Source organism: Psychrobacter sp. AOP7-B1-25, assembly GCF_052376195.1.
GTDB lineage: Bacteria > Pseudomonadota > Gammaproteobacteria > Pseudomonadales > Moraxellaceae > Psychrobacter.
On the sequence record NZ_JBQSVK010000012.1, the window covers coordinates 66,366 to 87,563 of the forward strand.

20 protein-coding genes are annotated in these 21,198 nt (G+C 42.5%); 9 read left to right on the plus strand and 11 right to left on the minus strand.

Translation table 11 applies throughout. From position 1 onward, the window contains the following. Window positions 1–53 precede the first annotated feature (53 nt). Window positions 54–272 carry a DUF2788 domain-containing protein gene (locus ACT3QR_RS10285; protein WP_101205310.1) on the plus strand — a complete coding sequence of 73 codons (219 nt, stop codon included), beginning with the start codon at window positions 54–56 and terminating at the stop codon, window positions 270–272. A 148-nt stretch (window positions 273–420) separates the two neighbouring features. Here the strand turns inward: ACT3QR_RS10285 and ACT3QR_RS10290 are convergent, their stop codons facing one another. The 3 genes from ACT3QR_RS10290 to cmoA are packed head-to-tail and all read right to left on the minus strand — an operon-like array spanning window position 421 to window position 3,450. Continuing rightward, entirely contained in the window at window positions 421–1,548 is a 1,128-nt protein-coding gene (locus tag ACT3QR_RS10290; RefSeq protein WP_444521256.1) for a DUF1176 domain-containing protein, read from the minus strand. A 34-nt stretch (window positions 1,549–1,582) separates the two neighbouring features. Next, window positions 1,583–2,614 (minus strand): tRNA 5-methoxyuridine(34)/uridine 5-oxyacetic acid(34) synthase CmoB, encoded by a 1,032-nt coding sequence (gene cmoB / locus ACT3QR_RS10295; RefSeq protein ID WP_444521257.1) that lies wholly within the window; start codon window positions 2,612–2,614, stop codon window positions 1,583–1,585. Between the two features lie 50 nt (window positions 2,615–2,664). Next, complete coding sequence (gene cmoA, locus ACT3QR_RS10300) at window positions 2,665–3,450, minus strand: carboxy-S-adenosyl-L-methionine synthase CmoA (RefSeq protein WP_444521258.1); 786 nt, start codon at window positions 3,448–3,450, stop codon at window positions 2,665–2,667. A 285-nt stretch (window positions 3,451–3,735) separates the two neighbouring features. On the opposite strand from cmoA, the gene msrA reads away from it, so the two are divergent. From msrA to ACT3QR_RS10320, 4 genes are all read left to right on the plus strand, one after another. Continuing rightward, a complete protein-coding gene (gene msrA / locus ACT3QR_RS10305; RefSeq protein ID WP_444521259.1) occupies window positions 3,736–4,257 on the plus strand; it encodes a peptide-methionine (S)-S-oxide reductase MsrA in 522 nt (173 codons plus the stop codon). A 179-nt stretch (window positions 4,258–4,436) separates the two neighbouring features. Beyond that, a complete protein-coding gene (gene tmpT / locus ACT3QR_RS10310) occupies window positions 4,437–5,096 on the plus strand; it encodes a thiopurine S-methyltransferase (protein WP_444521260.1) in 660 nt (219 codons plus the stop codon). 40 nt (window positions 5,097–5,136) lie between these two features. Further along, entirely contained in the window at window positions 5,137–5,850 is a 714-nt protein-coding gene (locus ACT3QR_RS10315; protein WP_444521261.1) for a DUF1499 domain-containing protein, read from the plus strand. A 232-nt stretch (window positions 5,851–6,082) separates the two neighbouring features. Beyond that, on the plus strand, window positions 6,083–7,543 hold the full coding sequence (locus ACT3QR_RS10320; RefSeq protein ID WP_444521262.1) for a lytic murein transglycosylase: 1,461 nt from the start codon (window positions 6,083–6,085) through the stop codon (window positions 7,541–7,543). Window positions 7,544–7,660: 117 nt separating this feature from the next. Here ACT3QR_RS10320 and ACT3QR_RS10325 read toward each other — a convergent pair whose 3' ends face one another. The 4 genes from ACT3QR_RS10325 to ACT3QR_RS10340 form a co-directional block, all read right to left on the minus strand. Continuing rightward, window positions 7,661–7,960 carry a hypothetical protein gene (locus tag ACT3QR_RS10325; RefSeq protein WP_444521263.1) on the minus strand — a complete coding sequence of 100 codons (300 nt, stop codon included), beginning with the start codon at window positions 7,958–7,960 and terminating at the stop codon, window positions 7,661–7,663. A gap of 202 nt (window positions 7,961–8,162) precedes the next feature. Next, the gene (locus ACT3QR_RS10330; protein WP_444521264.1) at window positions 8,163–9,173 is read right to left on the minus strand and encodes a DUF4062 domain-containing protein; all 1,011 of its coding nucleotides are present in this window, start codon (window positions 9,171–9,173) and stop codon (window positions 8,163–8,165) included. 171 nt (window positions 9,174–9,344) lie between these two features. Then, a complete protein-coding gene (gene murI / locus ACT3QR_RS10335; RefSeq protein ID WP_444521265.1) occupies window positions 9,345–10,328 on the minus strand; it encodes a glutamate racemase in 984 nt (327 codons plus the stop codon). A 212-nt stretch (window positions 10,329–10,540) separates the two neighbouring features. Continuing rightward, entirely contained in the window at window positions 10,541–11,299 is a 759-nt protein-coding gene (locus ACT3QR_RS10340) for a DUF1285 domain-containing protein (RefSeq protein WP_444521266.1), read from the minus strand. A 551-nt stretch (window positions 11,300–11,850) separates the two neighbouring features. Between ACT3QR_RS10340 and ACT3QR_RS10345 the strand changes: the two genes are divergently transcribed. Then, entirely contained in the window at window positions 11,851–13,488 is a 1,638-nt protein-coding gene (locus ACT3QR_RS10345; protein ID WP_444521274.1) for an electron transfer flavoprotein-ubiquinone oxidoreductase, read from the plus strand. Between the two features lie 136 nt (window positions 13,489–13,624). Here ACT3QR_RS10345 and ACT3QR_RS10350 read toward each other — a convergent pair whose 3' ends face one another. Next, the gene (locus ACT3QR_RS10350) at window positions 13,625–15,121 is read right to left on the minus strand and encodes an alanine/glycine:cation symporter family protein (RefSeq protein WP_444521267.1); all 1,497 of its coding nucleotides are present in this window, start codon (window positions 15,119–15,121) and stop codon (window positions 13,625–13,627) included. A 750-nt stretch (window positions 15,122–15,871) separates the two neighbouring features. On the opposite strand from ACT3QR_RS10350, the gene ACT3QR_RS10355 reads away from it, so the two are divergent. The 3 genes from ACT3QR_RS10355 to ACT3QR_RS10365 all read left to right on the plus strand — a co-directional run bounded on the left by ACT3QR_RS10355 (window position 15,872) and on the right by ACT3QR_RS10365 (window position 18,722). Then, on the plus strand, window positions 15,872–16,132 hold the full coding sequence (locus ACT3QR_RS10355; protein WP_444521268.1) for a DUF4212 domain-containing protein: 261 nt from the start codon (window positions 15,872–15,874) through the stop codon (window positions 16,130–16,132). A 3-nt stretch (window positions 16,133–16,135) separates the two neighbouring features. Then, window positions 16,136–18,004, plus strand: coding sequence for a sodium:solute symporter family protein (locus tag ACT3QR_RS10360; protein WP_444521269.1), 1,869 nt, complete (start codon window positions 16,136–16,138; stop codon window positions 18,002–18,004). A gap of 169 nt (window positions 18,005–18,173) precedes the next feature. Further along, window positions 18,174–18,722, plus strand: a complete 549-nt coding sequence (locus ACT3QR_RS10365) for a hypothetical protein (protein ID WP_444521270.1) — start codon at window positions 18,174–18,176, stop codon at window positions 18,720–18,722. Window positions 18,723–18,779: 57 nt separating this feature from the next. Here the strand turns inward: ACT3QR_RS10365 and ACT3QR_RS10370 are convergent, their stop codons facing one another. The 3 genes from ACT3QR_RS10370 to ACT3QR_RS10380 form a co-directional block, all read right to left on the minus strand. Next, entirely contained in the window at window positions 18,780–19,385 is a 606-nt protein-coding gene (locus ACT3QR_RS10370; protein ID WP_444521271.1) for a rhomboid family intramembrane serine protease, read from the minus strand. Between the two features lie 40 nt (window positions 19,386–19,425). Next, window positions 19,426–20,478 carry a 5'-nucleotidase gene (locus ACT3QR_RS10375; protein WP_444521272.1) on the minus strand — a complete coding sequence of 351 codons (1,053 nt, stop codon included), beginning with the start codon at window positions 20,476–20,478 and terminating at the stop codon, window positions 19,426–19,428. 234 nt (window positions 20,479–20,712) lie between these two features. Next, on the minus strand, window positions 20,713–21,198 hold a 486-nt coding region (locus ACT3QR_RS10380), incomplete at its 5' end, for a TRAP transporter large permease subunit (RefSeq protein WP_444521273.1).

A 21,198-nucleotide genomic window follows, 5' to 3' on the forward strand; every position in this document is an offset into this window, starting at 1 on the left:
CGGCTCTTCTAAAATATAGAAGACGCATTACTACTCTATTATAGGATTACGCCATGTTTGCTATTGCCGCCAGTACTGTCACCAGTTGGGGATTGTACGTCTTATTGCCAATATTCATCGCTTTCTTGTTTTTTATTATGTGGGATATCTCTAAAACGTCTGAAGCTGGTCGTGCTGGTACTTTTTGGATATTTCTAGCCCTAGGCGCAGGTTCTGTTGGTTTTATCCTTAAGATAGTCATGGAAGTCGCTTTCAAAAAATGGTTAATTTAATTAGCCATTCTCAACGTTTATCCTGTGGCATAGCTTGCGACATAAATAGAAAGATCAAAGGCTATATAGCTTATGACTGCTGAGCCTTATAAGGTGCTAGCCTTTTAAATCAAAGTCACTTGAATCAAAATCATTTGAATCAAAAAAGCTATCGAGCCTTAGCATCATTTTTTATAACCTGACTCACATAAGTTGGTAGGTCCCACGCTCCACCGGCAAAACCTCGGCACATGCCCGTACTAGCCTCTTCGCTCTTAGCAAATGTCTCACCATTCCAAGTCCACGTAGTACGGTTCCAGCAATCACCGAGGCCTCGGTCTTTGTGAGTGGCCGAAATCTCACCATCAAGATAGTCATTTCCTGCTGTGGTGATAAGCGTAGGATTGCTAGGTCTTGCATTATCAATGAGCCAATAGCCGTTACTTGAGTTGTAAGCGCCTAGCCAGCAAGTATGAGCGGCTAACGTATAACTACCATCAACTGGTATAAAGTCCCATTCAAGTATCGTAGAGCCATACTCTGACATTCGCTGATAGGTTTCAGTTTTTGGGTTAATCAGCTCACAGTCGCCCATTACGTCCTTAGACCCTATGAGCTGCTCGGCATCAATATCAACCCATTTATCAATATTTTTCTGAAAATAGGCCAACTTTGATGGAGCGAGTATTTTGTTGTCTTCTGCTGAATACGAAAATGCTTTTTGAATGATTGGTTTTGGCAAAGCTGCTTTAGGACGTTGACGGTTTGGATTGTTCTTACTGACCAATGCTATCGATGTCCCTACCCGACCTTGCACATCGTCTAGTTTTAGCAGTACTGCCGACATGCCTTTATCGCTGATCTGCCATTGATTGTCGCCTGCTCTAATCTCTATCTTAGTCGCGATACGAGCATGGTCAAGTAGTGCTTGGGTCTGCTTGGCTGACAAGTCATATAATAAACCGTCTTCTTTGTTGGATTGCAGCACACTATAGTTTTTATTGTTCAGCCAAAGCTCAACACGCTTAAGGTCGTCTAGCGGCACCTCTGATATAAACTGAATTTGCGTTTTTGGCAGAGCTATTTTTGGTAATGCTGTAAACAAGATTGAGGCAGGCTCATCTATTAGCGCTTCACTTGCGTATCCAGCAGATCGACAAGTCCGCGTATTATCACAAACCACTTGCCAGTCGTCTTGCACAAAGCCCCAACCCTCGGATACAGTCCCATAACCTGCCATAGCAGGTAGCGCTAGCAAGCTGATAGTAGCTACAATCAAAGTCTTTGATGTATCCATAGTGCTTTCCTTATGTTAGCTACCGCCATCAACGCTACTTTTTGGCAATCAAAGTCGCACGCATGGGAGCAGGATATCCTTCGACGGTCTTAGTCGAATCATTAGGATCTAAGAAGTCTGCTAACGAATGATAGGTCATCCATTCGGTTTGTCGTTGTTCCTCGGTCGAGGTGACTGCTACATCGACGCAGCGTACATCTGAGAACCCTGCTTTCTCTAACCAACCAATTAATGCCGCCACCGATGGCAAGAAATACACGTTATTCATCTGCGCGTAGCGGTCATGTGGCACCAGTACGGTATTGGCATCACCTTCAATCACCAAGGTTTCTAGTACCAATTCACCACCTTTAACTAACTGCCCTTTGAGCTGTTGTAAATGCTCAAACGGTGACTGGCGATGGTACAGTACACCCATACTAAATACGGTATCAAACAGTTGACTGTGCTCAGGTAATGCTTCGAGCGGTACAGGAATGTAATGAGTTTTATAAGCATCTGCTGCACCAACGAAATGACGAATCGCCATAAACTGATGATAGAACAAACATGACGGATCAATAATAATAACCGTATCCGCGCCAGCCCCTGCCATGCGCCAGCCGTGATAACCAGAACCACCGCCCACATCTAATACGCGGCGACCGTCTAACCGACTTAAATGCGGCGCAACGCGTTTCCATTTCCAATCGCTGTGCCACTCAGTATCGATCTTAATACCTGACCCATCATTGCCGATTTGACCACCAATCTGAAATGGGCCTTTACGCCATGGCATCAACTGCTTTAATAACGCCGTCGTTTGTTTGCGCTGAGACTCATTTAGATCTGCCTCAATCGTCAATGTATCGCTGTTTAGATCGACGTTATTGACAGCTAAGTTTGGCAAACGAGCGACTGACGCTTGGTAGGCAGGCGCATGCGCATAGTTAGCTTTGTCTTTTATGTCACCTAGCCACGTTGGTAATTGCTTAAGCCACTCATAAGCGCTCGGTTGCTTCTGTGCCAGCTCTAGTAGGGTTAGATATAGTTCGCGTTCGGCGTTGATGATAGTGTCGTTGAGCATAAAAGCAGATTACCGTATTGATTAAGAAATAACTGTGTTAAAAGTAAGGATTATTTAAACGCCACCACAGACACGAAATTCAAAAACTGAAACCATGTCAAATGACGCGCAAACCCAACTTGATCTAACCGTGCATGATGCTCATCTAGCGTATCAGTAATCAGCACATTCTCTAACGCATTACGCTTACCGCTGATTTCCATCTCCGTATAGCCATTGGCGCGTTTAAAGTCGTAATAACGCTCCACCAGCCATGCATCGTACTGCTCGTCAAATGCGTGAGTTTTTTCAGTTAACACTAATATGCCACCTTCGCTCAGTGCCGTATAAATCTTCTCTAATACTGCGACCCTATCTGCAGCTGGCAAAAACTGTAACGTTAAGTTCAAAATCACCATATCGCATGGCTCAAGCTCAACATCACGAATATCCGCGGTGACTACTTCGATATCGTGCTCAGGATAGTTCTCACTCAGTAGCGTGGTCGCTTCTGTCGTCATCGCTGGTGAGATATCAATGGCTTTGATTTGCAAATCTTGTGGTTCAAACTCACCAGCTAATGTCATACTCGCGGCGCCCAATGAGCAACCTAAATCATAAATACGGCTAACACGTTGACCGCTATCGCTCTGCTGACGGTACTTACAATGACGACGGGCAAATATAGGCAGCATCGCCAGTACCTGACCATAACCAGGCACACTGCGGCGAATCATATCAGGAAAACAAGCCACTACCTGCTCATCAAAGGAAAAGCGTGCCGCTTTATCCAGCGGTGTGGTAAACGGTTTGTCAAATAGGGTGTCATGTTTGACAGTAGGCTGGGATTGGCTCATAAGGCGACTCGTTTTTTAGAATAGAACTTAATAAGAAATAGCTGATGAACTGACTCATCATTGTCAGTTGATAAATAGGCGACGTAGCAAAAGCCCATTATAACATTACTGTTTGTTACTTATCTTCTTTGGCTCGCCTGCTAAGCTGAATAATCTACGAAACTGAATAAATAATGCTAAGGGTAATGAGACGTTGAAAACGTGATGTCGAAAAATAACATTGAAAAATGAAACCATTGCTACCAAATATAGCGCTTACCCATATTTATAATAATAGGAAAAATTATGCAAACGATTGTATTAGGCGGCGGCTGCTTTTGGTGCACCGAGTCCGTATTTTTATCAGTAAAGGGCGTGCAATCTGTCGTTTCAGGCTACATGGGCGGTGATGCTGTCTCTGCCAATTATGAAGCGGTCTGTAGTGGTACGACTGGCCATGTCGAAGTCATCAAAGTCGAATTTGATGAGTCCATCGTCCCATTAGAAGTAATACTTGATGTCTTCTTTGCGACGCACGATCCCACCACGATGGATCGTCAAGGCAATGACGTTGGTAGTCAGTATCGCAGTGTGGTCTTTTATACCGAAGATGGTCAAAAACCAACCGTAGATCGTACGATTAATAAGTTACGCGATATGGGTGTGGACGTGGTGACGGAAGTACATCCAGCCGTTGCGTTCTATCAAGCAGAAGACTCACATCAAGATTTCTTTAACAGAAATCCAGGACAGGCTTATTGCAACTTTGCGATACCGCCGAAGCTAGCCAAGCTGCGTCAAGAGTTTAGTAAATATATGGTTAGTTAAATGTGGTTAGCTAAGTTGAATAGGACATTATTCATTCAAAAAATTTCTTAGCGCAATATTAGATACCAGCCAAACACTTATACTATAGGTGTTTGGCTTTTTATTATTTTCTCCTTTGATATATCAGATTAATATTAGAACTGCCTATATAAAAAAATGTGCAGATAAAGGATTACAGCATGAACCCTGAGTTTTGGCATAAACGTTGGCAAGAAGGCCGTATTGGATTCAATCAATCTGCGGTCAACCCATTGCTGATTGAGTACTTTAGCCGCCTGAAACTACCTACTGATAGTCGCGTTTTCATTCCGCTATGTGGCAAATCAATCGACATGGTTTGGCTAGCGATGCAAGGCTATGACGTGGTAGGCGTTGAGTTGGTCGAAACAGCCGTACAAAAATTCTTTGCTGAGCAAAATATCGAACCTACTGTCTATCAACAGGCAGACAATCCAACAATTAAATACTATCAAGGCCAGTTGTCGGGACAAACCATTACTTTATGGGTCGCTGATATCTTTGCACTAACTGCTAAAGATATTGGTACTATTAATGCAGTATATGACAAAGCGGCATTAATCGCCCTACCAGTTGATATGCGTGTGCAGTATAGCGAACAGATACGTAAAATTAGCGGCAAAGCTTCACAGTTATTAATCACGCTTAATTATGACCAAAGTAAAAAAAATGGACCGCCTTTTTCTATAAATAGCGAGCAGTTACAGCAATATTATGGCGATCACTATCAAATTACCGAGCTCGCTAGCGAATCGACCTCTATAGGATCAGCCTCTGACTTAAGGGTGACAGAGCATGTATGGTTGTTGAGTGATAAATAGAATATACTTCGCGTCTACTAAGGAATAAATGAGCGTCCTGATGAAAATTTTAGTCAGCATAATAAGTTTAATCGCGTTTTTGCTGGTCGCACTACCAGCACCACTCTATAAATTCGGTATTATGGAATTAGGCACTGCAATGACAGGGCTTAGGTTCGGTCTGTTTGTTGGTATTGCGGCTCTCGTACTACTTGCTATCCAAGTTATATTCAAACGTAAAACAGTCAGCCTTGCTAGCGCAGCAATAGCTGTTATATTTTCTGCAATTGCTATCGCGCTGCCACTCGGTATGATGAATAATGCCAAAAGCGTACCGCCGATTCATGACATTTCAACCGATCTGGTAAATCCACCTGAGTTTGTCGCGATTGCGCCACTACGTGCAGATGCACCAAATCCAGCTGAGTACGCGGGTGTAGAAACTGCTGAACAACAGCGCACTGCCTATCCTGACTTGCAAACGTTAACCTACTCTCAATCACAACCTGAATTGGTCGAAGCATCCAAAAAAACCATTGAAAATTTAGGCTGGGAGCTTGTCAATACTGATGGTGACAAAGGCATCATTGAAGCCACAGATACCACCACTTGGTTTGGTTTTAAAGATGATGTAGTAGTCCGTGTAACTGATAATAGTGGCGAACGCTTAGTCGATATCCGTAGTAAATCACGTATCGGTAAGAGCGATATGGGTAAAAATGCGGCGCGGATTCATAGCTTTATAGAAGAACTAGATAGCATGTTGGCTAAATAGTTAAATATCTATCAATAGCTAAAATTAGATACTTTATGAGCTATGAATGTTTGTCTATTGTAGCTCAGTGAAATCCTCTTTTAATCTCACGGCAGCGTCAATTTATCGTAACCATTTATAAACTTGGTACTTCGACAGCTTTTCTTTACTGTTTAGATTGGTTACTCTACGTTAATATCATTTTTTGTCTTTTGTCTCTCAATAACGATTTTAACGTTCATAGGATATTTTCATGCGTTTGACTCCCTTATCTACTTTGTCGCTGCTTGGTGTTGCTGTCGGCATCAGCTTAGCAAGCACAGCTCAAGCCGCACAGCCGCCAACACCTGACTTATCCAATAGCGAGTTTCAGCAGTGCTTGGACAACCTAAAAAACTCTAGTAAATTCCGTGGCGTTGACAGTTTTACCTTTAATAACTACCGACCTACCCAGCCCGATCCTAGCGTCATTCAGTCGCTTAATTATCAGCCAGAATTTCAAAAAGACGTTTGGGATTATCTCTCAGCATTAGTGGACAAAGAGCGTGTCGAAGATGGTATCCAAGCCAAACGTCAATGGGGTTCAACCCTACGCCAAATCGAATCGCGTTATGGTGTAAAACCTGAGCATGTACTAGGAGTGTGGGGCGTTGAGTCAAACTTCGGTCAAACGCTGGGTAAAAAGCCATTGTTTGAATCTTTAGCAACATTGTCTTGTTTTGATCGTCGTCAGAGCTATTTCCAAGGTGAGTACGCCAATGCGTTAAAAATCGTGCAAAACGGCGATATTGCCCCTAGCGATATGACAGGGTCATGGGCAGGTGCCTTTGGGCAGACACAATTTATGCCAAGTACCTTTTTAGAATTAGCCGTAGATTTCGATGGTGACGGACGTCGCGACTTGGTCAATAGCGTCCCTGATGCACTCGCTTCGACAGCAAATTTCTTAGACAATCGCGGCTATCGTACTGGCGAGCCTTGGGGCTATGAAGTCAAACTACCTGATGGGTTCTGGGCCGCTTCTAATCGTAAAAATAAAAAATCGATAAGCCACTGGCGTAACCAAGGTCTGACGTTGGCTAATGGTAGCCCGTTACCATCTGACTTGAGTAGTGCAGGCTTATTACTACCAGCTGGTCTGGAAGGCCCTGCTTTTCTAGTTGGTAAAAACTTCGATACGTTTTACTCTTATAACGCTTCAGAAAACTACGCACTGGCGATCGCACACTTATCAGATTTGATCACTCGTGAAGACAGCAGCAAAACAGACTTTATCACTGCGTGGCCAACAGACGATCCTGGTATCAGCCGCCAGCAAGCTAAAGACATTCAACAAGCATTGCTAAACGCAGGTTATGACATTGGTGGTGTCGATGGCATTATCGGAGACAATACTCGTACCGCTATCCAGCAATACCAGACTAGTCGCGGTATTTTCCCAGCTGACGGACGTGCAGGTCAGAAGTTCTATCGCGCAATCGTTGGTAATGCAGCACCAAGTCAACCTCAATACGGTCAGCCTGCAAATAGTAAACCCTTAAATCCTGCATCTGCCGATCGCATGGGACAGTTGATTCAACAGCAAACGACTGTGCCTAATAGCTATTCCTCTCAACCATCAGTGAGTTCGTCAACCTCTAGCAATACACGTTATCGCCGCGTTACTGACGCTGATGGCACTATCAGGCTTGTTCGTATAGACCAAGGTTCATAGTAGCAAGATAAGTAATACTATTTGAGCGCATCAGAAAAGCCACGCTATTGTTAGCGTGGCTTTTTTATTTATAGACAGTTACTAAAATAACTTATCTACTCAAGTTAAAAAACCTATTTACACAATAGGTGGTGGCTTAGGCTGACCATTGTCGCCATCCCAGTTCTCACGAGCTTTATCGTCTAAGTCAGCAGCAGTTTTTGGCTCCCACTTACCGTTTTCTTTCCAAGTCGCATCGCCCCAGTCTTCATCTTCCGCTTTATTGTCCAAATCTTTGTAAGCTTTGCTAGGATCTATACCGCGGCGTTTCATATCAGCTACTTGCTCTTCTAACGTATGAAACTGATCAGCATCATGCATCGACTTTTCTAGATCATCAATATCTCTTTTTAATTCGTCATTTTTAGCATTGCTCATCGTACGCTCTCCCTAATTATTAATATTATTAATTGTCATTCTAAAACAGCTAACGCTGTGAACATAGTTAACTAACTGACTTTATTATTACGGGTCTTAGGACTATTCTCAAGCATTGCACGTATGCTTTGTATTACAAAACGTAGCCATGATGCCAAAGTAGACGTTTTATATAATTATTATTGAGCACGCTAGCAAATAATTATGAGTATTGTTTGTCCGTACTCGAAGTATTATTTTGCAGTAGGTTTTTTGCATAGAAGGTAAGCTTCCAAAGCTCTTGTGAGACCCGCGTGCCATACGTCATCAGTTGTATCCAATTTGCACCAACTAGCTTACGTTGCAAATCATTGATATCAGCTTGAGAGATTTGGCAGCGTGAGACAGCATGAACGTTTGGCATCTCTTTTTTGATATCTATTTCCGCTTTAGAGGTAATCAAACGATTGATAGCATTTTGCAACCCATAGCTCGAAAAAGTAGACGGTATTCTCGTGAGTGTCATGAGTATCTCGTGCCATGAGAGTGTGAGGGATCTAGTCACGTCCGTTAGATTACCACCCTCATAAGCTTGAGCACTATATTGAATCTCAAAAAACTCTGTTAATTCAAGTGGCTCACTAACTTTATCCGATATAAAGTCTTCGTCATCAGGACTATTTTTTTCTACCTTGGTAGTACGAGGTAATACATCGACTGGCTTATCATAAACAACCTTTTTACTAGTAGCGTCCTCTTCATCATTTGCTCTGACCCAGCCACCTACCATTTTATTATTGGCGACTGCATTATAATGAGCCTGTACCAGTAATGGCTCGATATCCTCTTCTGTATCATAGTAATGTAACTGGTTATCTTGCTTGGTGACTAACTTAATAAATTCTTGAAGTTGTCGGCTGATGACGGCATCTTGAGAGTGGTTCTTAACCAAAACGAGTAGTGGCTTAAGCTTTGCTTTGGCATTAAGATAACTCAAATGCATCTGGCTGACGCCGTTTTTTTGAACAGTGCCGTAGCTGTCGCCAACGATCATGACTGCGTAATCGCAAGAGTCAATACACTGACGGCCATAAAAAGAGGCTTTAGATAACTTACTAGAAACATCATAGGTCAGAAATGCGCGTGCCTGAAAAAATATCGCTAAACTGTCTAGAACCAACAACTGGTCGTTGTCAGCGCATATAATATGAATATGATAGCGACGTTTCGGCACAATTACCTCTAAGCGTATGTCGTGACATAAAAAGGATAGGGTGTGAGATAGAACGCAAAAATCTTGTTTTGCTCAGCCTAGCATACTCTTAGCTTAAAAAGATGCACTCAATTTATTTTAACTGAGTCAGCGTTGCATACAGCGTATTGATATCACTAGTTTTGATAATAACTAGTCAGAATAGTATTGCAATGCCATCTCTGTACCAAGTAAGCGTTCAACTAAAGCGCATAGTCTATCACTATATTTAGTAGCGTGAAAAGTTAATGGTGATCTAGTAATGGTGTTTGTCGGACTAGATTTTGGTGTCAGACTTTTCTGTCTTTCGCTCATACACGATGCAGATAAGTTGTTTGCAATCAATAGCTGTCTAACCCGTTCAGCAATCGCTTGACCAGAGTCAATGACTTGTATTGATAGCTGCTGTTGTGCAATCTCAGCTAATAAAAATGTCTTAAAAAATGGATAATGTGTACACCCTAACACTAACTGATCGACACCTTCATTAGCAAATATTCGTACCTGTTGACGTAATCTTTCGGCTGTCTCGTCTTGTTCTAACATACCTGCTTCCACCCAAGGCACCAATTGCGGATCAAAATACTTAGTAACCATTATATTGTTAGGTTTAGCAAAATTGAGAATAACGTCATTTAACAAGGTACCATTCAAAGTTGCTTTGGTCGCTAGCACCGCTACGTGACCGCTTTTGCTCGATAATACCGCAGGTTTTAATGCAGGGACAAGACCCACAATAGGTATGTGCGGATAGCAGCGTCGGGCAGTATCTAGCGCATATGCTGAGGCGCTATTGCAAGCAATAACAATTAGCTTACAGCCTTGCTGATGTAACCACTCTACAGCCTTTAGTGTTAGCGCTTCAATATCTTCGCTGTCACGATTGCCATAAGGTACATTTAGCGTATCAGCGTAATATACGTAACGCTCAGTAGGCAGTTGCTGTGCTAAATGCAGGTAAACAGACAAACCACCAACACCGGAATCGAACAGTCCAATGGGTGCGCTACGGTTTTTGTCGCTTACAACTGTGTTACCAGCATGTTTATTGATATCTACTAGATCAATAGCTTTTAGACTCTGGTCAACAGATGTATCGGCACATATTCTAAATTTTTCGGCTGTCTGATTATTCATGATGTCCATATTTATGCGAATACCATTATCGTATTATTCATCAATTTCATTACCCAATTAAATGCGCTATATATAGTGTGTATGGCATTACTCTATCTCGGCTGTTTATTAGCCGTCTTTAGATGATAAGAGTTTTTCAAACCCATGCTTAGACGACACTATAAAATTATAGCACTCATCGGCATACAGCAATTAATAGATAAACATAATACCTAATCAGTAGACATTGATAATGAATAAGACTGGTCGCCACTTTGTAGCGTTAATATCGTCTTACCATTGGCTTCTGTTAACGCTCCGATTTCAGTCAGGTGATAAAAAGTATTACGACCGATAAGCGCAGTCAATCCATTTCTAACCATCATGTAAGGGCGTACCTGTTCTGTTGACGCTAAATCTTGAGAGCCTACAGCATCGTCAGCTGTACTCAGCTGATTGCTTTCACTAAAGTCATTGTCATTAAAATCGCTCCTATTAGAATTATAAGCCTTTAATACGATCGGATGCTCCTCGTCTAAGCGAACTACGTCCCCTGTCGTCGTTGTAAACTCCAACCAACTCATATCATCTTCATGGACAATACCGACATCATTTATCAGAAGTGGTGCATCTTCTACTTGGATACGGATTTTCTGTACAGGGGTTTTTAGAAAGTACTCAGTAGTGCCATTATTTTCTTCTTTCCATAGTATCGTGGCAAACAAGCTGACCAATGACTCACGGGTCATTTTCCCGCCTTCATGCCACCACTCTCCGTTTGCCTTGATAGTCAAATCCATATCGGCAATATCTTCAGGATGCCACCTTTCGAGCGGTGGTATCGCACGCCCTTCGCGAGTCCCTTTCGCAGACTTAATATATTGGCTTAGTGCATCCAAATTATCTAAGTTATCTAGGCGAGACGTCTTACTGGTTGGGGCTTCCGTTACTTTCTCATGACTGTCTTCAACGTTATTATTATCGTTATTCATTATTAATTCCTTTATTTAGTATCCAAAGTTTGGCTTATCTATTATTACTATAAATTTTTGTTTCAGGTATGATGACACTTTATCGTTATAACAACTTCATTTTCTTAACATTACCTTAGCATCGATACTCACAAATGCGTATCGTGTTTGTAGGACTTTTCTTTTATAATGAGTAACGATTTTTTATTGAAATGGTCAAGTGGGTGTTGTATTGATGACACATCTTACGTTATGCGTTGATATCCTTAGATAAATTGGTATTAACCATAACGGGTCAATTGATGCCGCAAAGACAGTTTTATCGGGCAGCCATATGTCTGAGTGACGTTAGCGCCGCAAGTCTATTATTCAGTTGTTAAGCTAATGATGCCCTGAGATAAGCCACTAAAAGTTTAGGAGTAGGTATGCAAGAGCAAGACAATCAAACGCCAGTTATTGATGGTAATACTGTGAATGCTGACGCACCAGTAGCGACAGAGACTGCAACGCTAAATAAAGCAGAACCAGTCGTAGAGCCAGTTGCCGCTGAACCTGAAATCGAACGCGAATCAATGGAGTTCGATGTCATCATCGTTGGTGGTGGACCTGCGGGTCTATCTGCTGCCATACGTTTGCGCCAGCTCGCTATTGAAGCTGGTAATGATGAGTTTATGGTTTGTGTGGTCGAAAAAGGCTCTGAGTTTGGTGCCCATACGTTGTCTGGTGCAGTCATTGAGCCACGCGCTCTAAATGAGCTAATTCCTGACTGGAAAGAAAAAGGCGCACCGCTTAACGTGCCAGCGGCGGAAGATCGTTTCTATTATCTAAACTCTGCCACACGTTCAACTAAAGTGCCTGACTCTTTAATTCCAGGTCCGATGCATAACGATGGCAACTATATTGTTTCGCTAGGTAATGTCGTTCGTTGGTTAGCGGTACAAGCAGAAGAGCTTGAAGTCATGATGTTCCCAGGCTTCCCTGCCGATGACATTTTATACAATGACGACGGTTCGGTCAGAGGTGTGTTAACGGGTGATATGGGTGTGGCCGCCAATGGTGAAGCCAAGCCAAGTTTTGAGCCTGGTTATGAGCTCCTTGCAAAATACACTATTTTTGCCGAAGGTAGCCGTGGGCATTTAGGCAAACGCTTAATCAGCCGCTTCGATCTAGATAAAGATTCTGATCCTCAGCATTATGGTATCGGTCTAAAAGAACTATGGGAAGTTGAGCCTGAAAAGCATGAGCAAGGCGTTGTCATGCATGGTCTTGGCTGGCCATTGACTGAAACTGGCTCGACTGGTGGCTGGTGGTTGTACTTTGATGAAAACAATCAAGTAAGCTTTGGTCTTGTGGCTGATTTGTCTTACCACAACCCTTATATGTCTCCATTTGATGAAATGCAGCGCTTGAAAACGCACCCTGTTATCAAAAACGTTTTAGAAGGCGGTAAGCGCATTTCTTACGGCGCACGTGCTCTGACCAAAGGTGGTCTAAACTCATTACCGAAGTTCACATTCCCAGGTGGCGTGTTGGTAGGTGATGACGCTGGTTTTCTAAACCCAGCAAAAATCAAAGGTACTCATACCTCGATGAAGTCAGGCATGCTCGCAGCCGAAGCGATCTTTGAAGCGCTGCAAGCTGAACGTCAGCATGATGAAGTAGTTGCTTATAGCACAATGTATAAAGAATCATGGTTGTATCAAGACAACTATGAGTCGCGCAACTTCTCACCTGCTATTCACCGTATGGGTCTGCTCATGGGCGGCGCTTTCACCTTTATCGAGCACAACTTGTTAAAAGGTAAAATGCCACTCACTTTGCATGACAACATTCCAGACTACGATCAGTTGGAACGTGCGAATCATGCTTATCAACCAACCTACCTCAAGCCTGATGGTAAGCTGGTGTTTGATAAGTTGTCGTCGGTATTTATTTCTAATACCAACCACGCAGAAGATCAGCCAACGCATCTAAAACTTACAGATTCAACAGTGCCTGTATCCATCAATTTACCACTATATGCTGAGCCTGCTCGTCTTTATTGCCCAGCGGGTGTATATGAAGTGGTCAAAGACGCTGAAGGTGCTAAGTTTGTCATTAATGCACAGAACTGTGTGCATTGTAAAACTTGTGATATCAAAGACCCTTCACAAAACATCACTTGGGTAACCCCAGAAGGTGGCGGCGGTCCTAATTATCCAAACATGTAAACCAGAATGATGCTGGTTTGAACTGGTACAATTAGTATTATTAAAACTGTGCTCCAATAAAAACCGCCTTTTTCTTATGAAGAGAAAGGCGGTTTTTTAATGCTTGAAACAAACGATTTTTACTCATCAATACTGCTTAGTCTGTCCAAGCATCACGATTGGCTTCATCTTTGAGTTTTACAAAGTCATCTGGATTAAACTTAATTTGATCACCTGTTTTACCTTCTTTCACCTGACGCTCATAGTCACGCAGTATTCTTAATGCTACAGGAGATAACATTAAGATAGCCACTAAGTTGACTATCGCCATCATACCCATAGACAAGTCAGCGAAGTTCCATATGGCAGGTAGACTCGCAACTGCACCGATAAATACCATACCTAAAACAAGAAAGCGGAAAATCATGATCATTACTTTGGCATTTTTGGCACCAGAGATAAACTCAAGATTTGACTCACCATAGCTGTAGTTGGCGATGATAGACGTAAATGAGAAAAAGAAAATAGCAATCGCCACGAACACCACACCTAGGTCACCCACATACTGTGATAAAGCCAACTGAGTCAGTTGAATACCTTCTTGCTCGACATTAGGATCGACCACGCCAGACAAGATAATAATCGATGCCGTCGCGGTACAAATGATAAGGGTATCCATGAATACGCCTAGCATCTGCATGAAACCTTGCACTGCTGGATGATCAGGATGACTCTTTGCCGTTGCTGCAGCATTCGGCGCCGAACCCATACCCGCTTCGTTAGAAAACAAACCACGTTTGATACCGTTGATCATTGCCTGCGCAATACCATAACCAATAACACCGCCTGCCGCTTGCTCAAAGCCAAATGCTGATTTTACAATCAACGCGATCGCTGCCGGGAACTGGCTGAAGTTAGTCACGATAATAAATACTGCTAGCAAAATGTACAAGATAGCCATCACTGGTACGATTTTACCCGCGATACGAGCTACTGAGCGCAAACCACCGAACACCACTGGTGCTACCAGTACAACTAATACCAAACCTGTCATCCACGTTGGCACACCAAAGGCTTCATTGGTCGCTTGAGCAATGGTGTTTGACTGTACGCCATTGAACGCCAAACCGAAGGCTACTAACAAACATAATGAGAAAAACACTGCGAGCCAGCGTTTGCCTAAACCTTTTTCGATATAATAAGCGGGGCCACCGCGGTACACATTATCATTGTGTGGTACTTTGTACGCCTGTGCTAAGGTTGACTCGATAAAACTGGTCGACATACCAACAAGCGCTGTCATCCACATCCAGAATACAGCACCTGGGCCACCCAAATAGATTGCAATTGCCACACCTGCCAAGTTACCAGTACCGACACGCGCTGCTAGTGACGTCATCAATGCTTCAAACGAGCTGATACCGCCATCTTTGCGTCCTTGGTTAGATACACGTAACAACTTCCACATATGACCAAAGTGGCGAAACTGAATAAAACGTGTCGCGACGGTGAAGTAAAGACCCGCACCAATTAGTAAGAACATCAGTAGTCCATACCAAGGGTTGCTAGCAATCAGCCAGTCATTGTTACCCCAGATAATACCGACACCATAATTTACGATGTTATTAAACCAACCTACTATCCCTTCGTTCACATGGGCTCCTTATTCACTCTTTATATGCATTACTTAAGTTTCATATCGATATCATATTTTGATTGCTATGGACTGTAATAGTCTCTACGCAAAATACCTGATACCAAAAGACATGTGCATGATATAGATATTGAGCGACGTGCGACCATCACGTTTACTTATCGATTTCGTATAATTATTTTTAAAATAAATAATGCTTATGTTTGATATTATATAGAATAGATTAAGTGACAATTTAACCGCATAAACTACACAGCTGCCGTACTGTTTCCGTAACGTTTAGTTTTTTAATGAATACGCCAAAAACTAATTTTTGGTAATTTACCTATAACTCATGCGTAGTTGTTTGCAATAATGTTTATTAAACCGTGCTAATATAAATTTTATATCCGCTTATGCTGTTTTATAGTGATCAATATTATTAGTCAGCACAATAGGTTAGAACGTTACAAACATTAAAACTCTTGTCAGGAAGACGAGATTGTTAGAAAGACACTGGATAGTCCACCCTTCTGTCTTCCTCAAGAAACATTGTTTTACCATTCGATGGTTTAGATTAATGTGATGTTTAAAGTATTAGTTATTTTATTTGAAGTAGAGAACTAACGAATAATAAACGTCTTATCACGTATCATCGTTTTCACTATATAAAGCAGTACTTGACTATTTTTTATGCTTGTTTGATAAAAAATAATTGCAGTCCTTTTTATGTTGTTGGTATTTTTTAGGGAAGACAAAAGGAGTTGTCCCATGAAAGGTCATAACGATCCATCCGGTTATTGGCGTGCCAATGTCCGTCTCATCTTAGGTAGCCTAGTAGTTTGGGCACTATGTTCTTATGGTTTTGCTATTTTATTGCGTCCTCTGTTGGCCGGCATCAAAGTCGGGGGCACTGATTTGGGCTTTTGGTTCGCCCAGCAAGGTTCCATCGGGGTGTTTATCGTTTTAATTTTCTTCTACGCATGGCGTATGAATAAGTTAGATAAACAATATGGCGTAGATGAGGAATAGACCATGAGTCAGTATTTAGTTAATATTATTTTCGTAGGCCTATCTTTCGCTCTGTATTTTGGTATTGCGATTTGGGCTCGGGCTGGGACGACCAGTGAGTTCTATGTGGCGGGCGGCGGTGTACATCCCGTAGTCAACGGTATGGCGACAGCTGCTGACTGGATGAGTGCAGCATCTTTTATTTCTATGGCAGGTTTGCTTGCTGCTGGCGGTTATGGCGCATCGACCTACTTGATGGGCTGGACAGGTGGCTATGTGCTACTAGCTATGCTACTGGCTCCGTACTTACGTAAATTTGGCAAGTTCACTGTGCCTGATTTTATTGGAGATCGCTTTTATTCAAAAACCGCTGCAATGATTGCCGTGGTTTGTTTGATTATCGCCTCTACCACGTATGTTATCGGTCAGATGACAGGTGCTGGTGTTGCGTTTTCACGGTTCTTAGAAGTAGAGAACGATACAGGTCTTATTATTGCTGCGATTGTTGTATTCTTTTACGCGGTTCTTGGCGGTATGAAAGGGATTACCTACACGCAGGTTGCGCAGTATGTCGTTCTAATGATTGCTTATACCATCCCTGCTGTTTTTATCTCACTTGAATTAACAGGCAATCCAATTCCAGGTTTGGGTTTATTTTCAAACCATATCGATTCTGGTATCCCTATCCTCACCAAGCTTGACCAAGTTGTGACCGATTTGGGATTCACGGCATATACCGCTGACGTACCTAACAAGCTAAACATGGTGCTGTTCACCTTATCACTCATGATTGGTACAGCGGGTCTCCCTCACGTTATTATTCGCTTTTTCACAGTTCCTAAGGTTGCCGATGCACGTTGGACCGCTGGTTGGACGTTAGTATTTATTTCATTACTATACTTCACAGCACCTGCTGTTGGCGCAATGGCACGTCTAAACCTTATCGATACTATCTACCCCCAGGGTGTTGCAGAGCCTGCAATCGACTATGACCAACGTCCAGACTGGATGAAGACTTGGGAAGATACTGGCCTAATTAAATATACTGACCTCAATAATGATGGTCGTATTCAGATGTACAACGATAGTGGATTAGGCGCTGCAGAAGTAGCATTGACCAATGCACAGACCGAAGGTGGTGATGTAGGCGCTGCAACGACTGCAGTTGAAACAGCACGTACTGCACATGACCTAGAACTTGATGGCCGCTTTGCAGATGCAGGCTGGGCTGGTAATGAGCTCGATGTCAACGCTGATATCTTAGTATTAGCCAACCCAGAGATTGCACAACTGCCCTCTTGGGTCATTGGTCTGATCGCCGCAGGGGGTCTCGCTGCTGCACTATCAACTGCTGCTGGTCTATTGCTCGCTATTTCGTCAGCGATTAGTCATGATTTAATCAAACGGAACCTGAATCCAAACATCACTGACAAAGGAGAGCTCAAGGTCGCGCGTATCACGATGGGTGTCGCGATTGTAGTTGCTACTTACCTAGGTATGAACCCACCAGGATTTGCTGCACAGGTCGTTGCGTTGGCATTTGGTATCGCCGGTGCCTCTCTCTTCCCTGCATTGATGATGGGTATTTTCTCAAAACGCATCAACAATCTTGGCGCGATCGCTGGTATGTTGACAGGTTTGACTACTATTTTGATTTACATCTTCGTCTTCAAAGGTTGGTTCTTTATCAGTGGTACTGCCAACTTCCCTGATACAGCAGAGTACTGGCTATTTGGTATCTCACCATTATCATTTGGTGTGATTGGAGCACTGCTTAACTTTATCGTTGCATTCATTGTTTCTTATGCAACCAAAGCGCCACCATTACATATTCAAGAATTGGTCGAAAGCGTTCGCTCACCACGTGGTGCAGGCGGTGCAGTCGACCATTAATCTGACGAATGATGATATGTCTTCTGTTACTATATATCACTCACTGGCAGCCACTGCTGGTGAGTGATTTTTTATCTAAGGCTTATTAAAGTAATATTTAGATTATGTTTTTGCTTTATCCAATTGAACATACCTGACTAAAAGTGCCTAGCGCATTAAGGAATATTTTATGCTTTTTGAGTTTATCGCTACTATAGCTGCCGCATTTGGAATGGCTGGATTGGCATTGATCATAACTCACCTCTGTAAGCTGTCAGGTAAGCGCGCGCCAAAATGGTTGATTCCTTTGTTTGCTGCGATTGGTATTTTTGGGTTTCAAATACATCAAGAATACAACTGGTACGGTCAACAAGTCCGTCAACTGCCTGATGGTGTTGAGGTCGTAAAGACTGCAGAAAGTACAGAATGGTTTCGTCCGTGGTCTTATATCAAACCGCAAGTCTTGCGCTTTATTGCCGCAGATACGGGCAACGCCAGCATACATGCTGACAATCCAGACATGCACTTAGTTAATTTATATTTGTTTGAAAGACGCAGAAGTGTACAGAAGATTTTACAGGTAATAGATTGTACTACTCCTGCACGAGCAGACTACGTGATACCCGAAAAGGGTAGTACGCTGACGGTTGATGAACACGTTAAACAAACCACTGCATGGCGAGAGCTAGCCACAGACGATCCTTTATTTACCAAAATATGTGCTGATAAGAACGTTTAATATAAAAGCACTCAGTATAACGATAACGGTTCATTGAATACTGATAATAAACTGCCGTTAGTAGCGCTGAGAGGATACAGAGTACGTATGTTTTGAATTGGCTCCTAGCAATAGACCAGCGCACAAACCACCAAAATGTGCCGCAAACGAGATACCTTGTTGCGGCATCAATCCTTGCTTAATTATCAGCCAATAACCAGTTCCCATGACAATACAAGCTATCAGATAACCCCAGCGCCGCGCAAATATAGCCCCACCTATCATATAACCTAGCATTGCAAAGCATAGCCCTGATGCACCAATATGAATAGAAGATGGTGATCCGATAACCCAAGTGACCAGTCCTGATGCAACCACCAGTTTAATCACCGTGCGATAAGCATTCTTCTCAAACAGCCCAAACAAAAAAAGAATCTGTAACAGTGTCACCGTATTACCAGTCAAGTGTGACAAATTGCCATGCATGGTCCATGAAGCAAATACCCCTATCATGCTACCCACATCTAAAGCACGCGGCACGATACCAAAGATGTTCCACATTCCAAATAAGGCAACTTCATTTAGGAAAAACATACCCCACATTGGTATCAGTACAAAAGCGTATAAACCAATAACCTGCTTTATTCGTACGATAATCAAGTTAAGCAATTGCTGCCAATTCATATACTATCTATCCTTATCACTTAGACTTTTTATACCTACTTTAATGATTTACAGCAAACAGTGGACGCATAGCAGGTTTGAACGATAAAACGAATGCGTCTTCATCGGCAGTGAGATAGTTATCACCATGCAATAATGACGTCGAATGATAGGGAACTAAGGCCGTAGGAATAAAACGACGTGCCGCATCAATATGCTTAATTGAGTCATCAAAGAAGATATGTGGTGCAAATGTTCTGAGTACTGCTGTTTTCTCTAGCCCTCCCAAAAAAAACGCCATATCAACGTTCACGCCCCACTCTCGCAAGGTCTTGATAGCACGCAAATCTGCTGGCGCATTGCGCGCTGTCACAAGCGCAATTTTTATTGGCGAGTATTTGAGGCCAGCAGGTAGACTCTCTTGTAGATTTGATAATTTAATCAATAATTCAGCATAAGGACCTTTTTCAATCGGTAAATTGCGCATTTGTGTTTCACGATCATGAAAGGCACGTAGCCCCTTTTGTTTGTATAGCAGTTCACCTGAATCATCAAAGAGTACCGCATCACCATCAAAGGCAATACGCAGCTGCTCAGTATCCAACTCATAAGTATTGACAGGTGTGGCGTCCAATATGGCACAGGCACATATATTGGCATCCGCTACTTGCTGGGCATCTTCGCGATTAGTGGTCAAAAAGAGATCGACGTTGAAATCTTTGATATAAGGTGCAACTGGGCTACCTGAAATAAAGGCTGAACGAGAGATATTGATACCATGTTCTAAAATTGCATTGAGCACCTGAATGCCTGTATCTGGACTACTTTTTGAAACGATGACAACTTCGACTAATGGTGTTTCAATTTCTGAATCTTGTACATCGCTATTATCACAATATTTATTCAGATTTAGTAACGCTTTGATCAGCGGGTAACCTGCACCAATATTCAAGGGATCATTTTCACGCTCGGTCATGTACTCCCTAAATTCTTTTATAGCACTTGCAGGTCGTTGCTCTAGCAGTTCTAGCAAATAGTTTTCTGACTCCGTTAAATCAAAAAGTGCTGTTGCAGAAATTGCAACGATAAGCGTATTACTAAAATCGACAGCCATGACTATCTCTACTTATAAAATTATATAGGGAAATGAATACAAACCAGTTTACTACATTCACAGGCCTTTATAACACTAAGAAAGGTTGTCATCAGGCAGCGTCATAGATTGTGAGTTTATAAAATACCCCTCTCTTAATTCTTAGACAAAATATTGACCAATAAAAAAGCCATACTGCTACATCAGCAATATGGCTTCATACAATAATTCTATAAACTAGGGTTTAGGTTCAGCCTACCCCAACAGCACCAGCGATATCGCAGGGAACATCACCAGGACAACCAAACGAATCACATCAGAGACAATGAATGGAGCCACCCCGCGGAACATATCGCTCAGCTTAATGTGCGGTGCCATCGCCTTAATCACAAAGATATTCATCCCCATCGGCGGCGTAATAAGTCCAAGCTCCACCGTCAATACCGCAATAATGCCAAACCATACCGGATCAAACCCTAACGCTAGAATGATTGGATATACCACAGGGATTGTAATGACTAGCATTGCTAGCGCATCCATGAACAATCCCAGTAGGAAGTACATGAATAAGATACAGATAAGGACAATCATTGGACTGACTGCCAACCCACCGATCCAAGACGCCAATGAATAAGACAGGCGTGAGACTGAGATAAAATATCCCAATGCCTCAGCGCCTAATAGCATAAAGAAAACCACTGCAGAAAGTGCTAACGTCTCAATCAATGACTGCTTGAGGCC